We start from the raw sequence: 22797 nt of genomic DNA, 5'->3' as shown, positions 1-22797 counted from the left end.
GAGCGCGCGCACGTCTCCACTCCGGTGGTGCGAGCATCCAGTCTTGTCACCCTAGTTCGGCACCGGTGCCGAACCCAGCCCCCAGGTGCCGTGCCGACCAGCGATGCTCACCCCGGGCGACGATGGCCCGGATCACGGTCACGACCCGATCCCACTCCCCCATCACCTGGTCGTAGCTGAGCCGCACCACCAGATATCCGAGTTCTGCCAGGGCCAGGTCGCGGCGACGATCCTCCGCGTACGCCTCCGGCTTCGTGTGCCACTCGCGACCGTCGGTCTCGATGACGAGCCGGTCGCCGACCAGCAGGTCGACGTAGCCGACCCCGCGGATCTTCACCTGGCTGCGCGAGGCGATGTTGTAGCGGCGGAGGCCGAGCCGCGCCTTCGTCTCCAGCCCCGACGCGGCATTCGGGTCGGTGAGCGCAAGGTACGCACGGTACTTCGCCGGCAAGTCTGCGCAGAGGAACTCCAGTTCGGTGCGGGAGATGCGCCCGGAGTGCAGCGCCGAATCAAGGGTCACGATCGCGTCCATCTTGCTCTGACACGTGATGGAGTGCAGCAGCGCCCAGTCGACGGAGTCGACCGGGCCATCGGGCTCGTCGAGGCCGTCGGCGCGGTACGAGCGGTGGACGACGATGCCGAAACGCTCGGGGCGACCGAGCGGAACGCGGCGGTCATGCGGCGAGGAGAGACGCGTCGAGTCGGCCGGCACCCGGACGTGCAGTCGGTGATCCGTCGCGCACCAGAGACCCGAATGTCGCAGCACGGAGAGACAGGAGACGCGACCGCCCACGCGCACGGCACGCACCACGGATTCGGGAGCACCCGGGAGGGCGACCCACCCGCGTCGCACACGCTCTACGTCTCCGCGCGCGACGGCGTTCTTCACGTCGCTGGTCCGGATCCCGACCGCCGAAAGCTGCGCTAGTGAGCCCACGCCCCCGAGTCGCGCGAGCATCTGACGAACCTGATTCATGCTCACTATTATGATGGACGCCGTAATGCACAAAATGAAGAGGACCGGGGGCCCATGTGGCACCGGTCCTCTTCATTTCCTGCGTTATGGCGGCTAGAAGGCGCCGCCCATCTCGTGGAGGCGCTTCACACGGTCGGGAATCGGGGGGTGCGTCGAGAAGAGCTTGTCGATGATGCCGGGCTTGTTCGGGTCGGCGATCCACATGTGCGACATCGACGACGACTGGCGCTGCAACGGGCGTCCGTAGGCGGCCAGCTTCTCGAGGGCGCTGGCCAGAGCGTCCGGATGCCGCGTGGTGATGGCGCCGGTGGCGTCGGCCAGGTATTCGCGCTGCCGGGACACAGCGAGCTGCACGACCGTCGCCACGAGCGGCGCGACGATGATCGCGGCCAGGCCGAAGACCAGCACGATCGGGTTGTTGTTGTTATTGTTGCGCCCGAAGAACGCCATGCGCAGGAACATGTCGGCGATGAAGCCGACAGCCACCACCAACCCGAACACGATCATCGAGACACGGATGTCGTAGTTGCGCACGTGGCCGATCTCGTGGGCCATCACGCCCTCGAGCTCCGCGTCGTCCATGATGTCGAGCAGTCCGGTGGTGGCGGCCACGATGGCGTGCTGCGGGTCGCGGCCGGTGGCGAAGGCGTTCGGTGCCGGGTCGTTGATGATGTAGACCTTCGGCATCGGCGTGCCCGTGGTGATCGACAGGTTCTCCACCACCCGCCAGAGCCGCGGGTTGTCACGCTTCTGGATCTCCCGCGCCCCGCTCATCGCGAGCGCCTGCCCGCTGGCCGCGAAGTACTGGATGAGGGCGTACCCCAGCGACACGACCACCGTGATGATGACGATCGACAGGTTGCCGTAGATCACGCTGGCGAGGTATCCCAGCCCGGCGATGATCAGCAGGAAGAGGGCGATGATGATGACGGTGTTGCGTTTGTTCTTGGCTATCGCGCTGTACATGGAGCCGTTCTGGGTCTAAACGGTCGGGGTCTCGATGATCGCGCGGCTAGAACTGCACGCGCGGCGGCTCGGCGATGGCCGCGACGTCGGAGACCTCGAAGAACTCGCGCTCGGTGAAGCCGAGGTTGCGAGCGAAGAGGGTGTTGGGGAAGACCTTGATCTTGGTGTTCAGCTCGCGCACGCCGCCGTTGTAGAACCGGCGCGAGGCCTGCACCTTGTCTTCGGTGTCGACGATCTCGGCCTGCAACTGGAGGAAGTTCTGGCTCGCCTGCAACTGCGGATAGGCCTCGGCCACCGCGAAGATGCTCTTCAAGGCCGTCTGCATGTGGTTCTCGGCGACGGATGCCTCAGCCGGCCCCTGGGCGGACAGCGTCTCCGCCCGCGCCTTCGTGACGTTCTCGAACACCGCCTTCTCGTGCGCCGCGTAGCCCTTCACCGACTCGATGAGGTTGGGCAGCAGATCGGCGCGCCGCTTCAGCTGAACGGTGATGTCGCTCCAGGCCTCGTCGACCCGCACATTGAGCGTGACAAGCGAGTTGTAGGTCGCCCAGAGGTAGATGCCGATGATCGCAATGATCACGACGACGATGATTACCGGGATGAGCCATTCCATGCGACCACTATAACGAGCGCAGCCCTCGTATTCAGCGGGATCGAGGCGGGCTCACAGCTTTCGGGGGCAAACTCCGCCTCCGCGCTCAGCGCGACTCGGCGACCAGCCGGAGCCAGTGGTAGGAATCCTTGGGCGTGCGGGTGAAGTCCTCGAAGTCGACATGCACGAGTCCGAAGCGCTGGGTGTAGCCCGCGGCCCACTCGAAGTTGTCGAGCAGCGACCACACGTAGTAGCCGCGCAGATCGATTCCGGATGCCGCTCCCCCGCCTGTGACGGCCTGCAGCGCCGCGTCGAGGTGCGCCGCCAGGTAGTCGATGCGGGCGCCGTCGTGCACGTGGGGCGTGCCGTTCTCGGGGTCGAGGTCGATCGCATCCGGGAAGCTCGCCCCGTTCTCGGTGATGTAGACCGGCGGCAGCGCCGATCCGTACCGCGTGGCGAGTTCGTCGAGGGCGGTGCCGAGGAACTCGGGTGCGATCGGCCAGCCGAAGCCCGTCGTCGGGAACTCCGGCCACGGAGCGAGATGGAACGGCAGAGAGGCCATCGCCGAGGAGACGCCGTCGGGTGTCGATGATCCACCCGACCCGGCGGCGATCTTCGAGGGCATGTAGTAGTTCAGCCCGTAGAAGTCGAGTTTCTCGGAGATGACGAGCAAGTCGGCCGGGTCGACTTCGGTGATCGCCGAGAAGAGCGCCTCGAAGCCCTCGGGCGCGTCGGGGTAGTGCCCGAGCAGCACCGGGTCGGCGAAGATGCGGTTGTGCAGCACGTCGAACAACGACGCGAAGGCCGCGTCGGCGTCGGAGCCGGAAGCCGGCACCACCGGCGAGTGCACGTTGACGATGCCGATTGGGCCGCTGACGGCGGCGCCCCGGAGCGCCTGCACGGCGAGTCCGTGGCCGAGGAGCTGGTGGTGCGCGGCCGGCAGTGCGTTGAACAGCCGGGCCGCACCGGGTGCGTGCACCCCGAGCGCGTAGCCGTCGAGGGTGACCGTGGCCGGCTCGTTGACGGTGACCCAGGAGCCGATCCGGTCACCGAAGCGCTCCCCCATCTGAAAAGCGAAGTCGCCGAAGCGCTGCGCGGTGTCACGGTTGAACCAGCCGCCGCGCAGTTCGTTCGGGGTGTCCCAGTGGAAGAGCGTGGCCAGGGTGGACACCCCGGCGGCGTCGAGCCGGTCGAGCAGCCGCTCGTAGAAGTCGACGCCGGCCTGACGCAGCGAACCCTTGCCTTCGGGTTGCAGTCGCGGCCAGGCGAAGGAGAAGCGGTAGGAGTCGACGCCGAGGTCGTGGAGCAGCGCGGCGTCCTCGTCGACGCGGTGGAAATGATCGGTGGCCCGGTCGGCGGTCGAGCCGTCGAGGATGCGGCCGGGCTGCGTGGTGAAGGCATCCCACACCGACTCGCCGCGGCCGCCCTCGTGCGTCGCACCCTCGATCTGGAAGGCGCTCGTCGCCGCGCCCAGCACGAACCCCGCCGGGAGCCGCGCACCCAGGTCACGGGCGAACTCGCGGCGCTCTTCGGGGCTTGCGGCAGCCATCCTCAGGCCCCCAGCACGCGGTCGAGATAGGCGTTGGAGAACATCCGCTCCGGATCGAGGCGGTCGCGCAGGGCCACGAAGTCGCCGTGCCGCGGATAGAGGGCGGCCAGCGACGCCGCGTCCTGGGTGTGCAGCTTGCCCCAGTGCGGCCTACCCTGATGCTCGTTCATGATCTCCTCGACGGCTTCGAAATACTCGGTGTGGTTCTCGCGGAAGTAGCGGTGCACCGCGATGTAGCCGCTCTCGCGCCCCGACGCCGTGGAGAGCCAGAGCTCGTCGGCCTTCGCGAAGCGTACCTCCACGGGGAACGAGATCCGCCATCCGCGATCCTGGATGAGGTCGTCGATCGCCCGCAACACCGTCGGCACCTCGGCAGCCGCCAGCGCGTACTCCATCTCCCGGAATCGCACCGTTCGCTTGGTGGTGAACACCTTGTGCGAGTGGTCGGAGAACTCCCGGTTCGACCAGAGCCGGTCGGCGAGCGCGTTGACACCCGGCACGATCGCGGGCACCACGGCTCCCGCCGCACAGGTGACCCGGAAGATCCCGTTCGCCATCAGGGTGTCGTCCATGAAGGCCCGTCCGCGCGGCAGCGGACGCCGGGCGACGGATGCGTCGGCGCGGTTGTTCGTCTTGGTGACCGCCGTGCGCGTGCCCGGGAACCAATAGAACTCGAAGTGGTCGGCGCCGTCGACGTGCGCGTCGAGCTCGGTGAGCACGTCGTCGAGCGGCAGCGGCCGCTCCACGGCTTCGAGCACGAAGGCTGGGACGCACTGCAGCGTGACCTCGACGACGATGCCGAGCGCGCCGAGCCCGAGGGCGGCGGCGGGCAGCAGCTCGCTGTTCTCGCTCTCGTCGATCCGCAGCAACTCGCCATCGGCTGTCACCAGGGTGAGCCCGGTGACCTGCGTGGAGATGCCGCCGAACTGCGCACCCGTGCCGTGCGTGCCGGTGGAGATCGCACCGCTGATCGACTGCCGGTCGATGTCGCCCATGTTCGCCATGGCCAGGCCGTGCGGTCGCAGCAGGCGGGGCAGGTCGAACAGGCGCGTGCCGCCCAGCAGCGTGACCCGGCCGCGTTCGCGGTCGACCGAGACGATCCCGCTGAGCTCGTCGAGCTCGAGCAGCACCCCGGTGGCCACGGCGATGCCCGTGAAGCTGTGCCCCGCACCCACGGCTTTCAGGCGCAGCCCGGAGCGCGCGGCACCCCGTACGGCCCGCTGCACGGCCGGGATGCTCACCGGCCGTTCGATGCGCACCGGCTTCACCGATTCGGTGCGCGCCCAGTTGCGCCACACCCCGTTCAGCGCCGTCACAGAAACGCCTTCCCCTCGCCGCGGTAGCTCGGCACCACGTTGACCACCCGGGTTCCCTCCACCACACAGAATTCGTTGACGTGCTCGGAGAGCTCGCCCGACTTGGTGTGCCGCAGCCACACCCGGTCGCCGACCGCGAGCCCCGCGGCTCCCCGGCCCGACAAGGGGGTCTGCACCTCCCCCGCCATCTCACGGGCCTGCATCCGCGTCGCCCGAGGCCACACCACCTGGGGCAGCCGATCGGGCGCCGGGGGTCCGGATGCGATCCAGCCGCCCCCGAGGAGCGTCGCCATGTCGCGCCGCGGCTTCCGCACCACCGGCAACGCGAACGCGGCAGCGGGCGCCGGCGTGAAGCGGGAGTACGTGTCGAAGAGGTGACCGCCGAAGAGCCCGCTGCCCGCGGCGATCTCGGTGACCGAGGGGTCGGCGCTGGTCGACTCCAGCGATCCCGTGCCTCCGCCGTTCACGAATTCGAGCTCGGCGATCCGCCGCACCGCGGCGACCACCGCACCGCGCCGCTCGGCGAGCTCGGCTGCCGAGCGCGACTGCATCCAGTCGATCACGCGCCCCCGGCCGGCGCCCTGCACGAGGTTGCCCGTCGGCCGGTTGCCCACGCCGGCGATCTGCGATTCGTAGGCCATCATGCCCACCAGGGCGAAGCCGCGGCGGGCGACCACTTCACGGGCGAGCGCCGTGGCGTCGTCGACCGTGACGATCGGCGAGCGCCAGACGCCCAGGCGGCCGAGCCCGGGAGCGGTGTACGAGGCATCCAGCTCGATGGCCACCCGGATGCGCGGGCGAGCCCCGGGCCCGACCGCAGCGTCGATGAGGTCGAGGTGCGCGACCGAGTCGATCATCAACGTCACCCGGCTCGCAAGCCGTTCGTCGGCGGCCAGGGCACGGATCGCCGCGCGGTCCACCGTCGGATAGCCCACCACCACGTCGTCGACCGTCTCGGCCAGCCAGAGCGCCTCGGGGAGCGTGTAGGCGAGCACGCCCGCATATCCCGGCAGCGCGAGCACCGCATCCTGAACCGCGCGCACCCGGATCGACTTGCTCGCCACCCGGATCGGCGTTCCACCGGCGCGCTGCAGCATCGATCGCGCGTTGTGCCGCAGCGCTTCGAGGCCGATGACGGCGACGGGCGGCTCGCGGTCGGCCGTCGCCTCGGTGAGGCCGCGCCAGTAGCGCTGCTCGTCGCGCCAGGGCCGGACAGATGCGTCGGCGACGGCGGCCGGCGACAGGTCGAGGCGGGAGGGCAGGGTCATCGAACGCTCCTGACGCGAGAGACGGCGAACGCACCCGCGAACCCGAACAGGGCCGAGAGCAGGAAGAGGCCGGGGAATCCGCCGAGCCACGAGACGATCGCGGCGCCGAGCAGCGGGGCCATGGCCTGGGGCACCGCGGTGGCGATGTTCATGATGCCGAGGTCTTTGCCCCGGGATGCCGGGTCGGGCAGCACCTGGGTGGCGAGCGCCTGATCGACCGAGAGGAAGCATCCGTACCCCAGGCCGAGCAGTGCGGCTGCCACCATCGTGACGGTCAACTCGGGCACGAAGGCGAGCAACAGCGCGGCCAGCGCCTGCAGCACCGACGCCACGAGCACGAACACCCGGCGGCGGGCGAGCCGGTCGGAGAGCGCGCCCGCCACGATCGAGGCGACCACCACGAAGATCGTGTAGATCACGATCAGCACGAGCAGGTCGTCTTCGGCGTTCGCGTCGTTCAGGCCGAACATCAGGAAGTAGAGCAGCAGCGTGGTGCCGAGAGCGTTGCCGATGTTGACGAGGATGCGGCTGAGCAGTGTCCAGCCGAAGTCCGGATGCGCGGTGGGGCTCACCCACATGCCCTCGATCAGCGCCTTCATGGTGAACGGGGGCCGCTCGGCGCGGCGCAGGCGGGCGTCCGGCATCCACAGGCAGAACGGCGCCACCAGCACCACCAGCAGGACGGCCACGGCGCTGTAACCGAGGAACTGACCGGTGAAGAGGGTGGTGGCCAGCAGCACGCCGAGGATGAGGCCGATGGCCTGCGGGGCCGAGATCCAGCTCGACACGAAGCCGCGCTGGCCGACCGGGACCTGATCGGAGATGGCCGCGGTGAGTGCTGCCGAGAGCACGCAGAAGCCGACGATCGCAAGGGTCCACCAGACCCCGATGCCCACCATCTCGCTCTGGAAGCCGAGCGCGAAGAGGGCGACGGCGAACAGCAGAGCGCCGCCGGCGATCCACGGCCGGCGGCGGCCGAAACGTGAGGTGGTGCGGTCGGAGAGCGCTCCCGTGATCGGGAAGGCGATCAGCGCGAAGACGCCCGCGATGGCCGAGATGACGCCGAAGGCCACGACGTTCTCGGTCCAGCTCGCGGCACCCAGCTGCTCTTCCACCTGCAACGGCAGGAGCAACTGCACCGGGGTGAGCTGCGCCATCCAGATACCGAGCCAGGCGGCGCCGAACAGGCCGATCCACAGGCCGCCGACCCGGCGCACCGGTTCGGCGAGGGCGCTCGGCGCGGTGTCTTCGCGTTCTGCGGTCATGACGTCTCCATCGTCTCGGCGTGCTCGTTCGCCGAGACGTCACTGTCCGCGCCAGGCAGAGGCTTGTTGCGCGGAAAGTGAGGTCTCGGCGAGGGGTCGGGGGTGGCCTCGGCGGCGAGCGCCCGGGCGGCGAAGGCGATGGTGCGGTGGGCCCGCTCGTCGTCGCCGTCGGCGAGCCAGGCCAGGGTGATGCCGTCGGTGAGCGCGACCAGGTCGGCCGCCAACTCGGGCACGGGCGTCTGCCACGCGCATCCGGTGCGCGCCGCCGCTTCGCGCAGCGACGCCTCGGCGAGCGCCCGGTAGCGCCCGTATTGCCGCTCGGCGACGCCCGCCATGCTCGGGGTGCGCAGCGCGTACTGGGTGAGCTCGAACATCGCCCGCTCGTGCAGGGGATTCGCGCGCACCTGATCGAAGTAGCTGAGCAGGCCCCGCTCGAGCAGTTCGCGCAGCCCTCCGGCGGTGTCGGCGGGGATGCCGAGCACCACCTCCTGCGTGTCGACCACCACGTCGACCAGTTGCGCCAGCAGGTCCTCGCGCGACTCGAAGGCGTAGTGGAAGCTGGCGAGCTTCATGTCGGCCTCGTCGACGATGGCGCGGGTGGTGGCGCCGCTCACGCCGGAGCGGGCGATCACCTCGAAGGCGGCGGAGAGCAGGCGGGTGCGACGCTCGGTGACCGGCATGTGCGCCATGAGCCTCCTGCTTCACCGCGTCGTAACCAGCGACTGGGTCAATCGTCCCAGTTGCGTCAGTATGCCGTAAACACGCCGTTCTGTACACGGCCGGCTCCGAATTTCATCCGAAACCCCGATCGTGTTCTTGGGATCCGCGGCGGCGTCGGACTTAATAGGGAGACGTGTCGTCACGAAAAGAATGGGGTGGAACGGCGTCGCAACTGCGCGACGCCGGCGAATCGCGATCCCGCAATCGGGTACCGCACCTGGTCGTGGCCACTCTCGCCGCCGCCTTCCTGGTGGCGGGAGGGCTCGGTTTCGGCGCGGGAGTACCTGCGGCGAGCGCGGCCCCCGAAACCACTCCGAGCCCCGCTCCGACGGCCTCGGCGGTGCCGTCGGAGCCGGCACCGCCGCCGTCGGCTCCGCTGCCGAGCAACGACCCCACCGATCCCCCGGATGCGACCACCCCGCCTCCGACGCCGGTCGCGCCCGACATCCTCTCCCCCGCCGAGGACGCGCTCGTCTCCTCGCCGGTCGAGATCACCGGCACGGGCACGCCGGGCGGTTCCCTGCAGATCCTCGTCGCCGGTTCGTCCGAACCGCTCTGCGTCGTGACCCCGGACGCCGACGGCGCCTGGTCGTGCACCGCGACCGGTCTGCCCAGTTCCTCCTCCACCACTCTGCGCGCGGTCGAACCGGCGGCCGGCGGCAGTGCACCCGACGACACCGTGTCGCTCCGGGTGCTCAACGCTCCCACGGTGACCGGTGGCCCGCGCGGCACGCTCACCAACGCCGTCGTGCAGGGTTCCGCGGTTCCCGGCGCGACCGTGACCGCGACGGCCGGCGCTTTCGCCTGCAGCGGCACGGCCGACGCCTCGGGCGCCTGGTCGTGCGCCCTCGCCGACGGCATCACCGACGGCGACTACGTGGTCACCGCCCGTCAGACCACGCCGTGGTCGAACGGCGCCTCCTCGCCGGCGAGCGAGCCGCTGGGCATCCAGGTCGACGTCACGGTTCCCCCCGCACCCCAGCTGCTCTCGCCCAGCTCCGGTCAGGCGCTGCCCACCTCGGGCGCGCTCTTCAGCGGATCGGGCGAAGACGGCGCCACCGTGTCGATCTTCGCCGGTGCGTACTCGCTCTGCCAGGTGCTCGTGTCGGGCACCACGTGGTCGTGCTCGGCCGCCCCTGTCCCGGCCGGCCGCTATCCGGTCGCCGTGCTCCAACAAGACCCCGCGGGCAACGTCAGCGTGCAGAGCGGACCCCTGACGCTCGTGTTCCAGGATGCGACCGCCACCGCCCCGGGCACACCCGGCGGCACCGGCTCGTCCGCCACCCCGCCGGCCACGTCGGGCGGCCAGCCCGGGTCTCCGGATGCGTCCGCCCCCTCGGGCGGCGGATCGGGCAGCTCGGGAAGCCCAGGTTTCCCGCCGGGAAACGGCTCAGGCGATCCGACGGCGCCCGGGCAAGACGGCACGCCAGCCCCCGGTGTGGTGCCTCCCTCCGGCTCGTGGAGCGACGCCACCCGCTTCACCGCCTCACTCCAGCCCGCCGTCGGGGTGGGCGCCGGCCCGGTCTGGTGGATCGCGCTGGCCGTCGGCGGCCTCGCCCTGCTCCTCGTCGCCCTTCCGGCGCGGCTTCTCGCGGGCACGATGGAGACCGTCGCGGCCCGTGACGGCGCCGAAAGGGGGCGCACCCCGCTGGGCGGCCGGATGCTTGCCGCGCTGCTCGGCCGCAACCGCTCGCGGCACGAATACGACCGGGCACCGGAATTGCGGATCAGCCCGATCGCCACCGCCGGAGCCGCCGTCCTCGCCGCCGCGGCGATCGTGACGCTCTCGGCCCCGGTCGAGAACCAACCCGCCTACCTGCGACTCTTCGTGGCGGTGGTCGCCGCCCTCGGCTTGGTGAACCTCATCGCCACGGTCGTGCCGGCGCGGGTCGCCTCGCTCGCGTTCGGCATCTCGAGCAGCGTGCGACTGCGCCCGGGGCTCCTCCTCGTGGCCGCCGGGCTCGCGCTCGTCTCCCGGCTCGCCGACCTCGAGCCGAGCCTCGTGTTCGGGCTCGTGGCCGGATTGGTGATCGCCGACTCCGGCTCGCCCGACTCCGCTCCGTCACGGTCCACCGACCCCACCCCCGCTGCGGTCCGGTCAGGGGCCGCGTCGAAGGCGATCGGGCCCGCCGCTCCGGACGCGTGGGGACGGCTCGCCACGGTTCAGGTGCTCGCGCTCGGCGTGCTCGGCGCGGTGGCCTGGCTGGCCGCCGGGGCGCTCGGCGATCAGACCGGGTCGACCGACATCCTGATGGCCGGCTACGCAGAATTCCTGCACGTGGTCGTGCTCGCGTCGTTCGGCGCGACCTCCCTGCTGCTCCTGCCGATCGGCCGCTCGGCAGGGCGACGGCTCCTGGCCTGGTCGCCCGCGACCTGGCTGCTGCTGGCGATCGCCTCGTTCAGCGCTCTGGCGATGCTGTTCGTACCCTCCCTCGCCGCCGCCGCAGAGGAGGGACGGCTCGTGGTGCTGCTGGTCGGTGCGCTCGCCTTCGCCGCGGTCAGCGTCTCGGCCTGGGCGTGGACCCGGTTCGTGGCCGACGACGCTCCGTGACGCCGCCGCCGCCTCTCACGCGCGGCCGCCGTCTGACCGCGGCGACCGTTGCGCCTTGTTACGCGCGGGAAACACCCCGCTCCCGAACGCGATTTAGGATCGAAGGGTGACGAACGCCCAGACCTCCCCCGCCGGTGACCAGTTCGCCCGCTCCCACGGGAGGCACGCGAACAACCTGGTCACGCATCCGAGCGCCGACAGTGTGACGCCCGACGAGTTCAAGGCCGCCTTCCGCAACCACCCCGCGGGGGTGGCGCTCATCACCGCCGACGCGGGCGACGGACCGGTGGCGCTGACGGCCACCTCGGTCTTCTCGGTGAGCGTCGAGCCACCGCTGCTGGTGTTCTCGATCTCCGACCTCTCCTCGAGCACGCCCACCATCCGCAAGGCCGACACGGTCGTGGTGCACCTGCTCGGCGCGGCACAGCTCGACATCGCGAAACTCGGCGCCACCAGCGGCATCGACCGGTTCGCCGACACCGCCATCTGGGACAGGCTGCCCACCGGCGAGCCCTACTTCCCCGCAGCGCACGCGTGGATCCGGGGCCGCGTGGTCAACAAGATGGAGGCCGGCGGCTCGACCGTGGTCGCCGTCCAGGCCCTGCAGACCAAGGCGCCTCCCGCCGGCGATCCGGCGGCCGACGCCGCCGAAGCGGAGCCGTTGGTCTATCACAACCGCACCTGGCACCGCCTCGGCGAGCACTCCAAGATCCAGTAGGGCTGCTGTCTACCCCCCGTACTGGGGCGATCAATTTAAGTCCATCCGGCCGAGACTGGGACGGAACATCCTCCGGTTCCTCTGGAGATGACCTCGAGCTCCGGTCTCCGGGCTACCCACCCGCCGCTGCGGGCTCGCGGAACCATCCTGATTCCGACGGACACCGCACCGCGCCCGCCGGGGAGAGTCCGATCCATGACGAATTCCACCGACATCCGCTACCAGCGCATCGGAGCCGACTACTGGCTCGTGGTCGACCAGAACGACTCGCGCCGTGAACCCATCGGCTGGGTGCGCGAACGCCTCGTCTTCGAAGCCGGCCGATATGGTCAGGTGCGCGCCGACCGGCTCTGGACCTCACTCGAGGCCAGCCGCCCGTGGTTCGCCGCACTCACCCGTGGCGCGCACGAAGACGCGGCAGGATCTCCTCTCCGTAGAGCCGGATGAATCGCTCCTGATCCGCTCCCGGCCCGTGGAAGACGAGGTGCCGGAAGCCGAGATCGATGTACGACTGGATGCGCTCGACATGCTCGTCGGGATCGGTCGACACGATCCAGCGGGCCGCCGTGCGCTCGATCGGCAACGCATCGGCGAGTCGCTGCATCTCGATCGGGTCTTCGACCGCCATCTTCTCCTCGGGAGTGAGAGCCAGCGGCGCCCAATACCGGGTGTCGTTCAGCGCCCTTTCGCGGTCGTGGTCGAACGACACCTTCATCTCCATCAGGGTGTCGACGTCGTCGGCCGAGCGATGGGCCTTCTCGATCCCCTCGGCGAGGGCCGGCAGCAGCGTCTCGGTGTAGAGCTCGCGCGCCTTGCCCGACGTCGTGATGAACCCCGAAGCCATCCGGCCGGCCAAGCGGGTCGCGGCCGGCCCGGAGGCGCCGATGTAGATCGGCACCGGCGTGACCGGCTTGTCGTAGATCGTCGCATTCTCCGTGCGGAAGAACTGACCCTCATACGTCACCCGGTCTTCGCTCCAGAGCGTCTCGATGATCGTGATCGCCTCCTTCAGGCGCGCGAACCGCTCCTTCACCTCCGGCCACGGGATGCCGAGCGCCACCTCGTTGAGCGCCTCCCCGCTGCCGACGCCGAGGATGACCCGGCCCGGGAACATCGCGCCGAGCGTGCCGAACGCCTGTGCCACGACACCCGGGTGGTAACGGAACGACGGCGTGAGCACCGATGTCCCCATCAGGATGCGTTCGGTGCGGGCGCCCAGCGCGCCGAGCCAGGGCATCGCCGCCGGCGCGTGACCTCCCTCATGATTCCAGGGCTGGAAATGGTCGGACACGAACACCGAGTCGAAGCCGGCCTGCTCGGCCAGCACGGCGTAGTTCAGCAACTCGGTCGGGCCGAACTGCTCGGCCGAGGCCTTGTAGCCGAAGCGAAGGGGAATCGTCATGATCCGAGTCTATGACCGGTGGCCGACACCGATCCGGAAGCGGTTCAGGAGGCGATCAGGGCCACCGCTTGAGCGAAGGATCTCACGGGAGTCATGAGTTGACCGACATCCGGCGCCAGCTCGTGCCCGTCGTCGGAGACGACGATGACCCGGGCATCGGCGAGGCGGCAGACGCGGATCTTGTAGTTCACCGAGACCCGCTCGCCCTCGCGCTGCTGGATGACCACGACATCAGGGGGGAATCCCGGATGGGTCAGCAATTGACCGAGCGAGACGGCTCCGATCCGCACGTCGATCCCGGGCGCACCCGCCAAGGCCGCGACTTTCGCAGCCAGCGCCTCCTCGTCCGCGTCGACGACGGCGACCGTCGTCATCCGGGATTCCGACATCCTCGTCTCCCCCTGAGCTGCGTCACCGTCGTGAGCACTCGCTCCCGTCGTCCATGCTGCCACAGTGCACCGGGGCGCAGCCGCCTTACGCGCCACGCTACGTCGTTCGGGAGCATTCGGCTCGCTTGCGCATCAGATCCGATTAAGTGATCATTCCTCAATGACAACTGTGATCAAGCATGCGTTGCGAGCGAGTGCTGGAATGTTCGGCAGCTTCCGGCCCGAAGGCTGGAATCCACGGCTCAGGGTGCACCTGCGCGGGCCCGCTCCCGCCGGCGGCGAACTGGTGTGGTCGGTCGCCCGGCCCGACGGCTCGCCCTGGTTCGAGCATCGCGTCGCGGTTCCCGAACTCGACGCCCAGCAGACCACGGTGCTCGATCTGCAACGGTGGGTCGACGGCGGCGACCTCGGCGAACCCGGCACGGTCGCCTTCGCCCTGCGGATCGTCTCGGCGCTCGACGGCGTCGATCTGCCGCTCCATACGGGCTCCCTCACGGCGGTCGCGCTCGACGGCGAGCAGCGCTACGCGATCGACAACGACTGGATGCTCGGACTCGGCCTGCTCTGCCTGAACGCGGTCGACGAATACGACGCCCCTCGGCTCACGGCCACGATCTTCCTCAAGGGTCAGGTCGACACCTCTCGACTCGAAGCACACTGCTTCCACGAGGGTCGGCGGATCGCCCGCGCGACGTTCGTCGACAACCGGCACGCGTTCACCGCCAACGACGGCACGGTGGTGGGCCAGGAGATCACGGTCTCGTTCGACGATGTGCGCGGCTGGAACAATCTCCGCGACTCCGGATGGGGCAGCGACTGGCACCTGCTCGACCAGCACGACGGTGCGTACCAGGTGACGCTGTCGCGGGATTCGACGGTGGCGCGGGTCATCCGGTTCGAGGTGTCGGACGGACGGATCACGACCGAGGGCGCCGTCGAAGACGACCCGGGCAGCGGGGCGGTCATCCTCGTCGACGCGGCCGTGGAGGGGTCGCTCGACGGCGCGTGGCGCACCGACGGCGCCCCCGCGTTCTACGGCGATGCGGTGACCGCGGCGAGCTGGGTGGGCGTCGACGCGGTGTATGCCCGGCGGATCGACCGCCCCGTTGCCCCCGATCCCGTGTTTGACGATCAGACGACCGCGGCATTGCAGGCCTTCGTCGACCGCGCAGAACGACTCCTCACCACCTGGGAGGCCGGACTTCTCGACTCGACTCCGCCGTTCGACACCGGTCAGATGCTGGCCGCAGACGCGGTGCTGCGGGAGCAGGCCGAGTACTCGGAGATGCGCGACAAGGTCGTCTCGGTGCCGGGCGAACATCCGGTCACGATCGCCTCCGGTCCGGCGAGCGTCGGTGACCTGCGCGAGCGGATGGAAGCGGTCTTCGCCGCCGCCCGGTCGCGTCTGTCCGGTGCGGCCCAGGCCGAAGAAGACGAGCTGGCGCCCTACCGGGCGCTCCTTGCGGGCGACAAGCTGGCCGTGTTCGAGGAGCATCCGGCCAACGCCTTCGTGTACACCACCACCGACCGCCGGGTGATCGAGACACCGGAGGAGCTCGCCGCGGCCGAGTACTGGTATTTCGAGGGCCCGCTGGATGTTCCGAGCACCGCGAGCGTCGACGGAGTGACGGTGAAGGTGAGCGTGCAGGGTTGGCGGGTGCTCGGCTGGCAGTTCGACGAGACCGGAGCCATCGTCGACGAGTTCGAGACGCAGGGCCCGGGTTCGAGCGCGCCGAAGTCGGCTTTCCAGCGCGATCGCTAGTCAGTCGTCGTGCGCCCAGCCCGGCACGGTCACGGTCGGGATCGACAGGGAGCGCCAGAGGGCGATGACCACGGGGTTGTCGTCGATCGCGAGCACCGGGTCGTAGCCGAGGGCGCGCATCCGGTCGAGCAGGTCGCGTTTCACGGCGTCGTCACGCCGGGTGTCGGTCTCGGCCCGCATACCGAGCGCGTCGACCGGGATCTCCCATTTCACGAGCCACGCGCGCGTGCGGTAACGCCAGCGCTCGGTGCGCGAGGTCAGCACGACGATGCCGAGGCCGGCCCCATGCAGAGCCCGGGTGATCCGCACGACGTCGGCGATCGGCGGCACCCAGCTCGCGGCCGCGTGGAACTTGTCGAAGTTGCGACGGTGCAGATCGTCGAGCACGTAATGGCGGATGCCGGCGACGTCGGCGAGTGTTCCGTCCATGTCGACGATCACCGAAGGCCGCGCATCCGCCGCCGTCCTGTCCGGCACCGCCGGCTGAGCCGTCATACGTGCACCTGCCAAGCGTCGAGATGGATGCCGTGCAAGGTCGCGTTGATGCGCGCGCGATCGGCGTTCTCGGGCAACGCCGACGCTCCGATCGCGCTCGCCAGCTGGGCGTCGAGGTCGTTCGACAGGCCGATCACGTCATCCTTGTCGAGGGCGCCGCGGCGGATGGAACGCAGAAGCGCGACCTCCTCGGGGCCCATCGGCAGCCGGAGCGCTCCGGTGTTCATCAGTTCGATCCCCTGCAGGGCGGTGCGGATCATGTGGTAGGCGAACTTCGTGTCGTAGCCGTGCCGATGCACCAGTTCCGGGCGGTTCGTGCGCTTGTTCCGGAGACCCAGCAACGCCTCCCGCTGGCCCCAGGAATAGCCGGCGAACCGGCGGCCGGCATCACGCGAGAGGAAGGCGTCTCGGACGTCGAGGATGCGCCCCCACTCGGAGGTCATCACCTCATGGCACGGAACGAACAGCAGGAAGAGCACTGTCGGGTTGCCGATGGCCGCGAGACGCGCCCATTTGCGCAGCGGGTAGCTCACCGTGTCGGTATCATTCCGGGTCGAGCGCTCGCCCACCGCAGCGGTGCCGCCCGTGACCGTGTCGATCGCGTCGATGCCTGTCACGAAGCGGGGCGGTTCGAGGAAGACGCTCATCAGGTCGCGGTCGGAGTCGCCGGTCGCGACTCCCACCGCGCGCGAACCGTACTCGGCACTCACGATCACCCGCTCGTCGTCGATCACGACGCCCCTTCCTCGACCTCCACGAACTGCAAAGTCCGCCAGACTAACACGCCGAAGAGGGCGGGGCGAGGCCTCAGCGAGCGGCGATCTGGGTGGATTCGTAGCGCATCCGGGGCGTCGGACGGAACCGCCCGAGGAGCGCCCCGGCGCCGGCGGCGAGGGCGGGGAGCACGACGAAGCAGACGATCGCGGTGAGCTGGAGCTCACCCGCCGAGAAGACGTTGAGCAGCACACCGACGCCGCTCAGCACGGCCGCGTCGAGCGCGAGCATGATCGCGATCTGATTCTCGCTGCGCAACGCGATCGCCGTCGCGGCGACCCCGCCGGCCAGCACCACGATCGACAGAACGAGCGTCCAGATCCCCACCATGCGCCCATCGTATCGCCCGGGCACCCCTCGAGCGACCTCGAAGGCCGTCCGACGGCAGGAAGGCGGTCGCACCCACCGGCATCGGGTGAAGATCGGGGTGAACCCCGGGCGATACGGCGCATCCGGAAGCGGAGGTGCACGTAGCGTACGGACAATGCAACGACGAATCGACCACCGCAAGGGCCGCTTCTACCGTCCGGAGCTCGAGACCGGGTGGCAACGGCTTGCCGGCAGCTGGACGTTCCGTATCCTCGCCGGGTTGGTTCTGCTGGCGGCGGTGACCGGTCTGGTCGTCGTCGCGGCTCTGCGCTTCGCCTGATCGGGTCGACCGAGCGGGCGAGGCCGTACCCCCAGAGGGACTCGAACCCTCACTGTGACGATTTTAAGTCGTCTGCCTCTGCCAATTGGGCTATGGGGGCCAGGCACCGGCGTGCCGCGGGCACCCCATCGTACCGGGAGCCCCCGGCCGCAGCCGGGAGGCCCCACGGCGAGGTCACTCGGCGGCCGGAGCCGCCTTCGGGGTGCGAGCCTTGGTGGCGCGAGGGGCCTTGGCCGCCGGAGCGGAGGACTCGCCGTCGACGGCTGCTTCGGGAGCGGGCGCCGATGCCGGAGCGCCCACCAGGGCGGGCGACGGCTCAGGGGCGGATGCGGGTGCAGCAGGGACCTCGACGGCCGGAGCCGCCGGACGCGGGCGCGCCGCGAACTTCTCGAACTCGGCGCGCGGGTGCACACGGGCCTCGAGCGAGACGTTGTCGCGGCCGAGGAAGAAGTTGTTCACCCAGCCCCAGATCACGCGGAACTTGCGCTCCCACGACGGCATCGCGAGACCGTGGTAGCCACGGTGCGCGAACCAGGCCGGCAGACCCTTGATGGCCAGCTTGCCCGACTGGAACACTCCGATGCCGAGACCGAGACCGGCGACCGCACCCATGTTCTTGTGGAAGTAGTCTTTGACCCCTTCGCCACGCAGGTCGGCCACGATGTTCTTCGCCAGCAGCTTGCCCTGGCGCACGGCGTGCTGGGCGTTCGGCACGCAGTATCCGCCGACGCCGCCACCCGTGAGATCGGGCACGGCGCTCACGTCGCCAGCACCCCAGGCGCCTTCGACGATGCCGTCGTCGCCCTCGACCCGCAGGTCGGCGCGCACGCGCAGTCGCCCGCGCTCCTCCAGCGGAAGGCCGTAGTGCTTGATGTCGGGCGTGGCCATGACACCGGCGGTCCAGATGATGAGGTCGGACTCGAAGCTCTCACCGGTCGACAGCTCGATCACGCCGCCCACCGCCGACTTGAGCTGGGTGTCGAGGTGGATCTGAGCCCCGCGCTCGGCCAGGTTCTTGATGACCCAGAGCGACGTGGGCAGGCTCACCTCGGGCATGATGCGGCCCATCGCCTCGATCAGGTGGAAATGGGTGTCCTCGAACTCGATCTCGGGGTAGGTCTCGACGAGGGCGCTGACGAAGGAGCGCAGCTCGGCGAACACCTCGATGCCCGCGAAGCCTCCGCCGACCACCACGACGGTGAGCAGGCGGTCGCGTTCGGGGCCGGGCGGCAGGAGTGCCGCCTTGTCGAAGTTGGTGAGCACGCGGTCGCGGATCGCGGTCGCCTCTTCGATCGTCTTGAGCCCGATGGCCTCGTCGGCCACGCCCGGAATCGGGAAGGTGCGCGAGACGGCACCGGCCGTGATCACGATCTGGTCGTAGCTCTCCTCCCACGCCTCACCGGCGGCGGGAGTGATGGTGGCCGTCTTCGCGTCGTGGTTCACACCGGTCACCTTGCCCGCGATCACGCGGGTCTTCTTCAGGTGACGACGGATGCCGACCACCGCGTGACGCGGCTCGATCGATCCGGCCGCCACCTCAGGCAGGAAGGGCTGGTACGTCATGTACGGCAGCGGGTCGACGACCGTGACCTCGGCCTCGCCGGACCTCAGCCACTTCTCGAGCTTCCACGCAGTGTAGAACCCGGCGTATCCGCCGCCGACGATGAGGATCTTGGGCACAGTGAAACGATCTCCTAGGTAGGGGGGGCCTTCGTTACAATCTACTACTTGCGAAGCAGCCCTCTGAAATGCGAGACCGCCCCGAGGGCGAACGTCGCCATCAGGATGAGGAACCCGAGCAGGAGCCCCAGCGGCACCGCCCAATGGATGAGAGTGTACACCTCCGGTCGATCGCTGCCCCGAGACGGGGAATCCGACCCGGACATCGCTCCCGTCGGGGCCGGTGAGGGCGGTGGGATCAGCAGCGAGTCGAGCGACCCACCGCCGGAAGCGGGCCGGTAGGTGGCGATCCAGGCCGCCAGGTCGCCGATCGGATTCGCCGCGACAGGGTCGACGGATGCCGTCACCGCGGCCTCCGCGTCGACCAGCCCGTAGCCGTAGATCGGCCCCGGCACCGGATCGCCCTTGGGTTCTGCCGTGGCGATGATGCGGTTGATCACGTTGTTCGCGTCGAGATCCGGGTAGGCCGACTTCACCAGGGCCGCCAGCCCGCTGACCAAGGGCGCCGCGCCGCTCGTGCCGTCCCACAGCACGTAGCCGCCGCCCGGCACCACGCCGACCAGCTGCTCGCTGGGAGCGGCGACGGCGATCGTGATGCCCTGCGAGGACGCGTCGAAGCTCGCGTCGCCCGCCTTGTCGACACCCGCGACGGCGACGACCCCCGGAATGGTGGCGGGCGCGCCGACCTCGGTGGTGCCGCTCCCCCGGTTGCCGGCCGCGGCCACGACCACGACGTCGTGATCGAAAGCGTAGGAGAACGCGTCGTCCCAGCTCTGCGGCCAGTCGAGGCTGTTGCGGGTGAGCGACATGTTGATCACGTCGGCCCCGTGGTCGACCGCCCAGCGCACGGCGTGCGCGATCTGTTCGTCGGAGTCGACCGATCCCGTGCCCAGCGCCACCGAGATCGAGAGCAGCGATGCCTCGGGTGCGACGCCGATCACGCCGTTCCCGTCGCCCGTGCCGCGTCCCGCGATGAGCGAGGCCACCATCGTGCCGTGTTCGGAGCTCTCGCCCACCGGGGTCTGGCCGTTCGTCGAGCCGATGCCCGAGACATCCGTGCCGTCGACCACGGCGCCCTGCAGTTCGGCGACGCTGCCGTCGACCCCGGTGTCGATCACCGCAACCGTGGCGCCGGCACCGCGAGTCGTGTCCCAGGCGTCGCTGAAGCCGTAGTCGCCGAGCCAGTACTCCATGTCACGGATCGAGTCGGCGCGCGCCGGCAGCACGGCGCCGACCGGCGCGATGCCCACGACACACACCGCCGCGAACGCGCCGACGAGGAGAGCCGGCCGACCACCGTGCACTCGGCGCCGTCGCATCAGGCGTCGATCAGGTAGTCGACGCACTCGCAGACCTCGGGCGACCAGTCGCCGCGCGCCAGGGCGAGATCACCGATCGGGTTCACACCGGGGCCCGCCGCCAGAGCGTGAGCGGCGAGGGCGTGCAGGCACTTCACCCGAGTGGGCATCCCACCGGCCGAGATGCCCGCGATCTCCGGCACCTCTCCGAAGACGGAGCGGTCGGCCAGATAGGCCTGATGCGCCGAGTGATACTGGGCCGACAGTGCCTCGTCGGCCAGCGCATCCTGCAGCTCCACCATGACGTGCTCGGCCTCGAGGTCGCTCATCGCGGCAGTGGCGGCCGGGTGCGACAGGTAATAGAGGGTGGGGAAGGGGGTGCCGTCGGCCAGGCGAGGAGCAGTGGCCACGACCGTGGGGTTGCCACAGACACAGCGCGCGGCGATGCCCAGCACGTTCCGCACCGGCCGCCCGAGCTGAGCGGAGGCGACCGCCAGGTCGTGCTCGCTGGCCGGCTCGAAAGGCGGGGTGGTCATTGCACGGTTCCGTTCGACTGCAGCTCTTCGGGTGTCTGGGTGGAGAGGCCCGCGGTCATGCCGGAGGCGAACAGCGACGACAGCCAGTCGACGTTCGTGGTGGTGATGGAGTCGCTCACCGGCGCATCCGTCGACCCCGCGCTCGGCACGTCGTCGATGATGAGGAAGCTGGTCTCGCCCGGCATCACGTAGTAGAGCCGGTCGCGGGCTTCGGCCTTGATGTAGGCCGGATCGCTCCAGCGGGCGATCTGCGAGGTCAGGTCGTCGTTCTGCTCCGACTTCGCATCCACGGCCGCCTGAAGTGCCGCGAGCTCCTGGCGCTGCTCGATGTAGACGCGGAGGCCGGGAGCGATGATGATCACGAACATCACGATGACCACGAACATCAGCACCGTGAATCCGGAGAAGCGGATGCTGCGCAGCCAGCTCCCCGGCGCCGGAGCGCCCCCGGGGGAGTTCTGCGGCAGCGCCACCGGCACCCGGGCGGGCCGGGTCTTCGGTGTGCGCTGCCGCATGAGAACTACCTTCGATCGACTCCTGGGCGGGATGCCTAGGCGGAGAAACGAGGGAACGCGCCGCGACCGGCGTAGACCGCCGCTTCGGCGAGTTCTTCTTCGATCCTCAGCAACTGATTGTACTTAGCCACGCGCTCGCTCCGGGCAGGCGCACCGGTCTTGATCTGGCCGGCGTCGACGGCGACCGCGAGGTCGGCGATCGTGGTGTCCTCGGTCTCGCCGGAGCGGTGCGAGAGGATGGCGGTGTAGCCGGAGCGCTGGGCCAGGGCGACAGCGTCGAGCGTCTCGGTGAGCGTGCCGATCTGGTTCACCTTCACCAGGATCGAGTTGCCGGTGCCGCGGGCGATGCCGGTGGCGAGGCGGGCCGGGTTGGTGACGAACAGGTCGTCGCCCACCAGCTGCACCTTCGAGCCGATCTCGGAGGTGAGGTGCGCCCAGCCGTCCCAGTCGTCTTCGTTCAGCGGGTCTTCGATCGAGACCAGCGGGTAGTTCGCCACGAGGTCGGCGTAGTAGGCCGACATCTCTTCAGCCGTGCGCTTCTGGCCTTCGAAGTTGTAGACCCCGCCGTCGAAGAACTCCGAGGCAGCGCAGTCGAGCGCGAGCGCGACATCCTTGCCGGGGGTGAATCCGGCCTGGGTGATGGCCTCGAGGATGAAGTCGAGCGCCTCGCGGTTGTTGGGGAGCTCGGGGGCGAAACCGCCCTCGTCGCCGAGGCCGGTGGAGAGGCCCTTCGACTTCAGCAGCGACTTGAGCGAGTGGTAGGTCTCGACGCCCCAGCGGAGCGCCTCGGAGAAGGTCTCGGCGCCGAGCGGAACAGCCATGAACTCCTGGATGTCGACCCCGGTGTCGGCGTGCGCGCCACCGTTCACGATGTTCATCAGCGGCACGGGCAGGGTGTGCGCGTTGGGTCCGCCGACGTAGCGGAACAGCGGCAGGTCGGCCGAGTCGGCTGCAGCGCGGGCCACGGCCAGCGACACACCGAGGATGGCGTTGGCGCCGAGGCGCTTCTTGTTCTCGGTGCCGTCGAGCGCGATGAGCGCGGCGTCGACGAGACGCTGGTCGGTGGCGTCGAAGCCCTCGATGGCCGGGCCGATCTCGTCGATGACGGCGTCGACGGCCTTCTCCACGCCCTTGCCGAGGTAGCGGCCCTTGTCGCCGTCGCGCAGCTCGTAGGCTTCGAAGGCGCCGGTGGACGCGCCGGACGGAACAGCGGCGCGCGAGACGACGCCGTCTTCGAGCAGAACCTCGACCTCGACGGTCGGGTTCCCTCGGGAGTCAAGAATTTCGCGAGCGCCAACGGCTTCGATGAGTGCCACGGGTGGTTTTCTCCTCAGGTTTTCGAACAGATGCGTTCAGGCAGGGCGGGAGCGCTGACC

23 protein-coding genes and 1 tRNA gene are annotated in these 22797 nt (G+C 69.6%); 5 read left to right on the top strand and 19 right to left on the bottom strand.

The genetic code is table 11. The annotated features are described in order from the left end of the window. Positions 1 to 46: 46 nt before the first annotated feature. The 8 genes from BLW00_RS16335 to BLW00_RS16300 all read right to left on the bottom strand — a co-directional run bounded on the left by BLW00_RS16335 (position 47) and on the right by BLW00_RS16300 (position 8621). Complete coding sequence (locus tag BLW00_RS16335; RefSeq protein WP_092556005.1) at positions 47 to 976, bottom strand: type IV toxin-antitoxin system AbiEi family antitoxin domain-containing protein; 930 nt, start codon at positions 974 to 976, stop codon at positions 47 to 49. Between the two features lie 93 nt (positions 977 to 1069). Beyond that, positions 1070 to 1942, bottom strand: coding sequence for a M48 family metalloprotease (locus BLW00_RS16330; protein WP_092556003.1), 873 nt, complete (start codon positions 1940 to 1942; stop codon positions 1070 to 1072). Positions 1943 to 1988: 46 nt separating this feature from the next. Next, complete coding sequence (locus BLW00_RS16325; protein WP_092556001.1) at positions 1989 to 2555, bottom strand: LemA family protein; 567 nt, start codon at positions 2553 to 2555, stop codon at positions 1989 to 1991. A gap of 85 nt (positions 2556 to 2640) precedes the next feature. Further along, positions 2641 to 4083: a GH1 family beta-glucosidase gene (locus tag BLW00_RS16320; RefSeq protein WP_092555999.1), complete on the bottom strand. Its 1443-nt coding sequence runs from the start codon at positions 4081 to 4083 to the stop codon at positions 2641 to 2643. A 2-nt stretch (positions 4084 to 4085) separates the two neighbouring features. After that, positions 4086 to 5399, bottom strand: a complete 1314-nt coding sequence (locus tag BLW00_RS16315) for a D-arabinono-1,4-lactone oxidase (RefSeq protein ID WP_092555997.1) — start codon at positions 5397 to 5399, stop codon at positions 4086 to 4088. Next, entirely contained in the window at positions 5396 to 6667 is a 1272-nt protein-coding gene (locus tag BLW00_RS16310) for an alanine racemase (RefSeq protein WP_092555995.1), read from the bottom strand. The genes BLW00_RS16315 and BLW00_RS16310 overlap by 4 nt, the downstream gene beginning before the upstream one ends. Continuing rightward, positions 6664 to 7932 (bottom strand): MFS transporter, encoded by a 1269-nt coding sequence (locus tag BLW00_RS16305; protein WP_092555993.1) that lies wholly within the window; start codon positions 7930 to 7932, stop codon positions 6664 to 6666. The genes BLW00_RS16310 and BLW00_RS16305 overlap by 4 nt, the downstream gene beginning before the upstream one ends. Then, positions 7929 to 8621, bottom strand: a complete 693-nt coding sequence (locus BLW00_RS16300) for a TetR/AcrR family transcriptional regulator (RefSeq protein WP_092555991.1) — start codon at positions 8619 to 8621, stop codon at positions 7929 to 7931. The genes BLW00_RS16305 and BLW00_RS16300 overlap by 4 nt, the downstream gene beginning before the upstream one ends. 164 nt (positions 8622 to 8785) lie before the next feature. Here BLW00_RS16300 and BLW00_RS16295 point away from each other — a divergent pair, with 164 nt between their 5' ends. From BLW00_RS16295 to BLW00_RS16285, 3 genes are all read left to right on the top strand, one after another. Beyond that, entirely contained in the window at positions 8786 to 11203 is a 2418-nt protein-coding gene (locus tag BLW00_RS16295) for a hypothetical protein (RefSeq protein ID WP_139256747.1), read from the top strand. 106 nt (positions 11204 to 11309) lie between these two features. Continuing rightward, complete coding sequence (locus BLW00_RS16290; protein ID WP_092555987.1) at positions 11310 to 11921, top strand: flavin reductase family protein; 612 nt, start codon at positions 11310 to 11312, stop codon at positions 11919 to 11921. A gap of 195 nt (positions 11922 to 12116) precedes the next feature. Continuing rightward, positions 12117 to 12368, top strand: coding sequence for a hypothetical protein (locus BLW00_RS16285; protein ID WP_092555985.1), 252 nt, complete (start codon positions 12117 to 12119; stop codon positions 12366 to 12368). Here BLW00_RS16285 and fgd read toward each other — a convergent pair. Together fgd and BLW00_RS16275 are read right to left on the bottom strand one after the other, a co-directional pair. Then, a complete protein-coding gene (gene fgd, locus BLW00_RS16280; RefSeq protein WP_092555983.1) occupies positions 12313 to 13323 on the bottom strand; it encodes a glucose-6-phosphate dehydrogenase (coenzyme-F420) in 1011 nt (336 codons plus the stop codon). The two genes, BLW00_RS16285 and fgd, sit on opposite strands and share 56 nt — an antisense overlap. 44 nt (positions 13324 to 13367) lie before the next feature. Further along, on the bottom strand, positions 13368 to 13712 hold the full coding sequence (locus tag BLW00_RS16275; protein WP_139256746.1) for a hypothetical protein: 345 nt from the start codon (positions 13710 to 13712) through the stop codon (positions 13368 to 13370). A 160-nt stretch (positions 13713 to 13872) separates the two neighbouring features. On the opposite strand from BLW00_RS16275, the gene BLW00_RS16270 reads away from it, so the two are divergent. After that, the gene (locus BLW00_RS16270) at positions 13873 to 15474 is read left to right on the top strand and encodes a hypothetical protein (RefSeq protein ID WP_139256745.1); all 1602 of its coding nucleotides are present in this window, start codon (positions 13873 to 13875) and stop codon (positions 15472 to 15474) included. Here the strand turns inward: BLW00_RS16270 and BLW00_RS16265 are convergent, their stop codons facing one another. From BLW00_RS16265 to BLW00_RS23530, 3 genes are all read right to left on the bottom strand, one after another. Then, entirely contained in the window at positions 15475 to 15969 is a 495-nt protein-coding gene (locus BLW00_RS16265) for a phosphatase domain-containing protein (protein WP_092555977.1), read from the bottom strand. It abuts the gene before it with no gap. Beyond that, on the bottom strand, positions 15966 to 16703 hold the full coding sequence (locus BLW00_RS16260) for a nucleotidyltransferase domain-containing protein (protein WP_175494320.1): 738 nt from the start codon (positions 16701 to 16703) through the stop codon (positions 15966 to 15968). Before BLW00_RS16260 ends, BLW00_RS16265 begins: the two co-directional genes overlap by 4 nt. A gap of 73 nt (positions 16704 to 16776) precedes the next feature. Beyond that, positions 16777 to 17073 (bottom strand): hypothetical protein, encoded by a 297-nt coding sequence (locus BLW00_RS23530; RefSeq protein WP_175494319.1) that lies wholly within the window; start codon positions 17071 to 17073, stop codon positions 16777 to 16779. 154 nt (positions 17074 to 17227) lie between these two features. On the opposite strand from BLW00_RS23530, the gene BLW00_RS23525 reads away from it, so the two are divergent. Then, positions 17228 to 17392 carry a hypothetical protein gene (locus tag BLW00_RS23525; protein ID WP_175494318.1) on the top strand — a complete coding sequence of 55 codons (165 nt, stop codon included), beginning with the start codon at positions 17228 to 17230 and terminating at the stop codon, positions 17390 to 17392. A gap of 26 nt (positions 17393 to 17418) precedes the next feature. Here BLW00_RS23525 and BLW00_RS16255 read toward each other — a convergent pair. The 6 genes from BLW00_RS16255 to eno all read right to left on the bottom strand — a co-directional run bounded on the left by BLW00_RS16255 (position 17419) and on the right by eno (position 22737). Beyond that, a tRNA-Leu gene (locus tag BLW00_RS16255) sits at positions 17419 to 17492 on the bottom strand. Between the two features lie 74 nt (positions 17493 to 17566). Then, the gene (locus BLW00_RS16250) at positions 17567 to 19072 is read right to left on the bottom strand and encodes an NAD(P)/FAD-dependent oxidoreductase (protein ID WP_092555973.1); all 1506 of its coding nucleotides are present in this window, start codon (positions 19070 to 19072) and stop codon (positions 17567 to 17569) included. A gap of 44 nt (positions 19073 to 19116) precedes the next feature. Continuing rightward, positions 19117 to 20391: a S8 family peptidase gene (locus tag BLW00_RS16245; protein WP_092555971.1), complete on the bottom strand. Its 1275-nt coding sequence runs from the start codon at positions 20389 to 20391 to the stop codon at positions 19117 to 19119. Continuing rightward, the gene (locus tag BLW00_RS16240; protein ID WP_092555969.1) at positions 20391 to 20906 is read right to left on the bottom strand and encodes a DUF501 domain-containing protein; all 516 of its coding nucleotides are present in this window, start codon (positions 20904 to 20906) and stop codon (positions 20391 to 20393) included. Before BLW00_RS16240 ends, BLW00_RS16245 begins: the two co-directional genes overlap by 1 nt. Next, complete coding sequence (locus BLW00_RS16235; RefSeq protein ID WP_092555967.1) at positions 20903 to 21421, bottom strand: FtsB family cell division protein; 519 nt, start codon at positions 21419 to 21421, stop codon at positions 20903 to 20905. The genes BLW00_RS16240 and BLW00_RS16235 overlap by 4 nt, the downstream gene beginning before the upstream one ends. Before the next feature lie 35 nt (positions 21422 to 21456). After that, positions 21457 to 22737: a phosphopyruvate hydratase gene (gene eno, locus BLW00_RS16230; protein ID WP_092555965.1), complete on the bottom strand. Its 1281-nt coding sequence runs from the start codon at positions 22735 to 22737 to the stop codon at positions 21457 to 21459. Positions 22738 to 22797: the final 60 nt, after the last annotated feature.

The sequence above is a fragment of the Herbiconiux ginsengi genome (assembly GCF_900107435.1).
GTDB classification, from domain to species: Bacteria; Actinomycetota; Actinomycetes; order Actinomycetales; family Microbacteriaceae; genus Herbiconiux; species Herbiconiux ginsengi.
Note: the sequence above shows the minus strand (reverse complement) of the source record. Positions and strands in the feature narration are given on the sequence as shown.

Excerpts from the sequence above, each read along its gene's own strand:
- BLW00_RS16285 (WP_092555985.1), top strand. The coding sequence starts at position 12,117 with ATGACGAATTCCACCGACATCCGCTACCAGCGCATCGGAGCCGACTAC.
- BLW00_RS16270 (WP_139256745.1), top strand. The coding sequence starts at position 13,873 with ATGACAACTGTGATCAAGCATGCGTTGCGAGCGAGTGCTGGAATGTTC.
- BLW00_RS23525 (WP_175494318.1), top strand. The coding sequence starts at position 17,228 with ATGCAACGACGAATCGACCACCGCAAGGGCCGCTTCTACCGTCCGGAG.
- fgd (WP_092555983.1), bottom strand. The coding sequence starts at position 13,323 with ATGACGATTCCCCTTCGCTTCGGCTACAAGGCCTCGGCCGAGCAGTTC.
- BLW00_RS16320 (WP_092555999.1), bottom strand. The coding sequence starts at position 4,083 with ATGGCTGCCGCAAGCCCCGAAGAGCGCCGCGAGTTCGCCCGTGACCTG.
- BLW00_RS16265 (WP_092555977.1), bottom strand. The coding sequence starts at position 15,969 with ATGACGGCTCAGCCGGCGGTGCCGGACAGGACGGCGGCGGATGCGCGG.
- BLW00_RS16275 (WP_139256746.1), bottom strand. The coding sequence starts at position 13,712 with ATGTCGGAATCCCGGATGACGACGGTCGCCGTCGTCGACGCGGACGAG.
- BLW00_RS16300 (WP_092555991.1), bottom strand. The coding sequence starts at position 8,621 with ATGGCGCACATGCCGGTCACCGAGCGTCGCACCCGCCTGCTCTCCGCC.
- BLW00_RS16305 (WP_092555993.1), bottom strand. The coding sequence starts at position 7,932 with ATGACCGCAGAACGCGAAGACACCGCGCCGAGCGCCCTCGCCGAACCG.
- BLW00_RS16240 (WP_092555969.1), bottom strand. The coding sequence starts at position 20,906 with ATGACCACCCCGCCTTTCGAGCCGGCCAGCGAGCACGACCTGGCGGTC.
- BLW00_RS16325 (WP_092556001.1), bottom strand. The coding sequence starts at position 2,555 with ATGGAATGGCTCATCCCGGTAATCATCGTCGTCGTGATCATTGCGATC.
- BLW00_RS16235 (WP_092555967.1), bottom strand. The coding sequence starts at position 21,421 with ATGCGGCAGCGCACACCGAAGACCCGGCCCGCCCGGGTGCCGGTGGCG.
- BLW00_RS16330 (WP_092556003.1), bottom strand. The coding sequence starts at position 1,942 with ATGTACAGCGCGATAGCCAAGAACAAACGCAACACCGTCATCATCATC.
- BLW00_RS16335 (WP_092556005.1), bottom strand. The coding sequence starts at position 976 with ATGAATCAGGTTCGTCAGATGCTCGCGCGACTCGGGGGCGTGGGCTCA.
- BLW00_RS16245 (WP_092555971.1), bottom strand. The coding sequence starts at position 20,391 with ATGCGACGGCGCCGAGTGCACGGTGGTCGGCCGGCTCTCCTCGTCGGC.
- BLW00_RS23530 (WP_175494319.1), bottom strand. The coding sequence starts at position 17,073 with ATGGTGGGGATCTGGACGCTCGTTCTGTCGATCGTGGTGCTGGCCGGC.
- BLW00_RS16310 (WP_092555995.1), bottom strand. The coding sequence starts at position 6,667 with ATGACCCTGCCCTCCCGCCTCGACCTGTCGCCGGCCGCCGTCGCCGAC.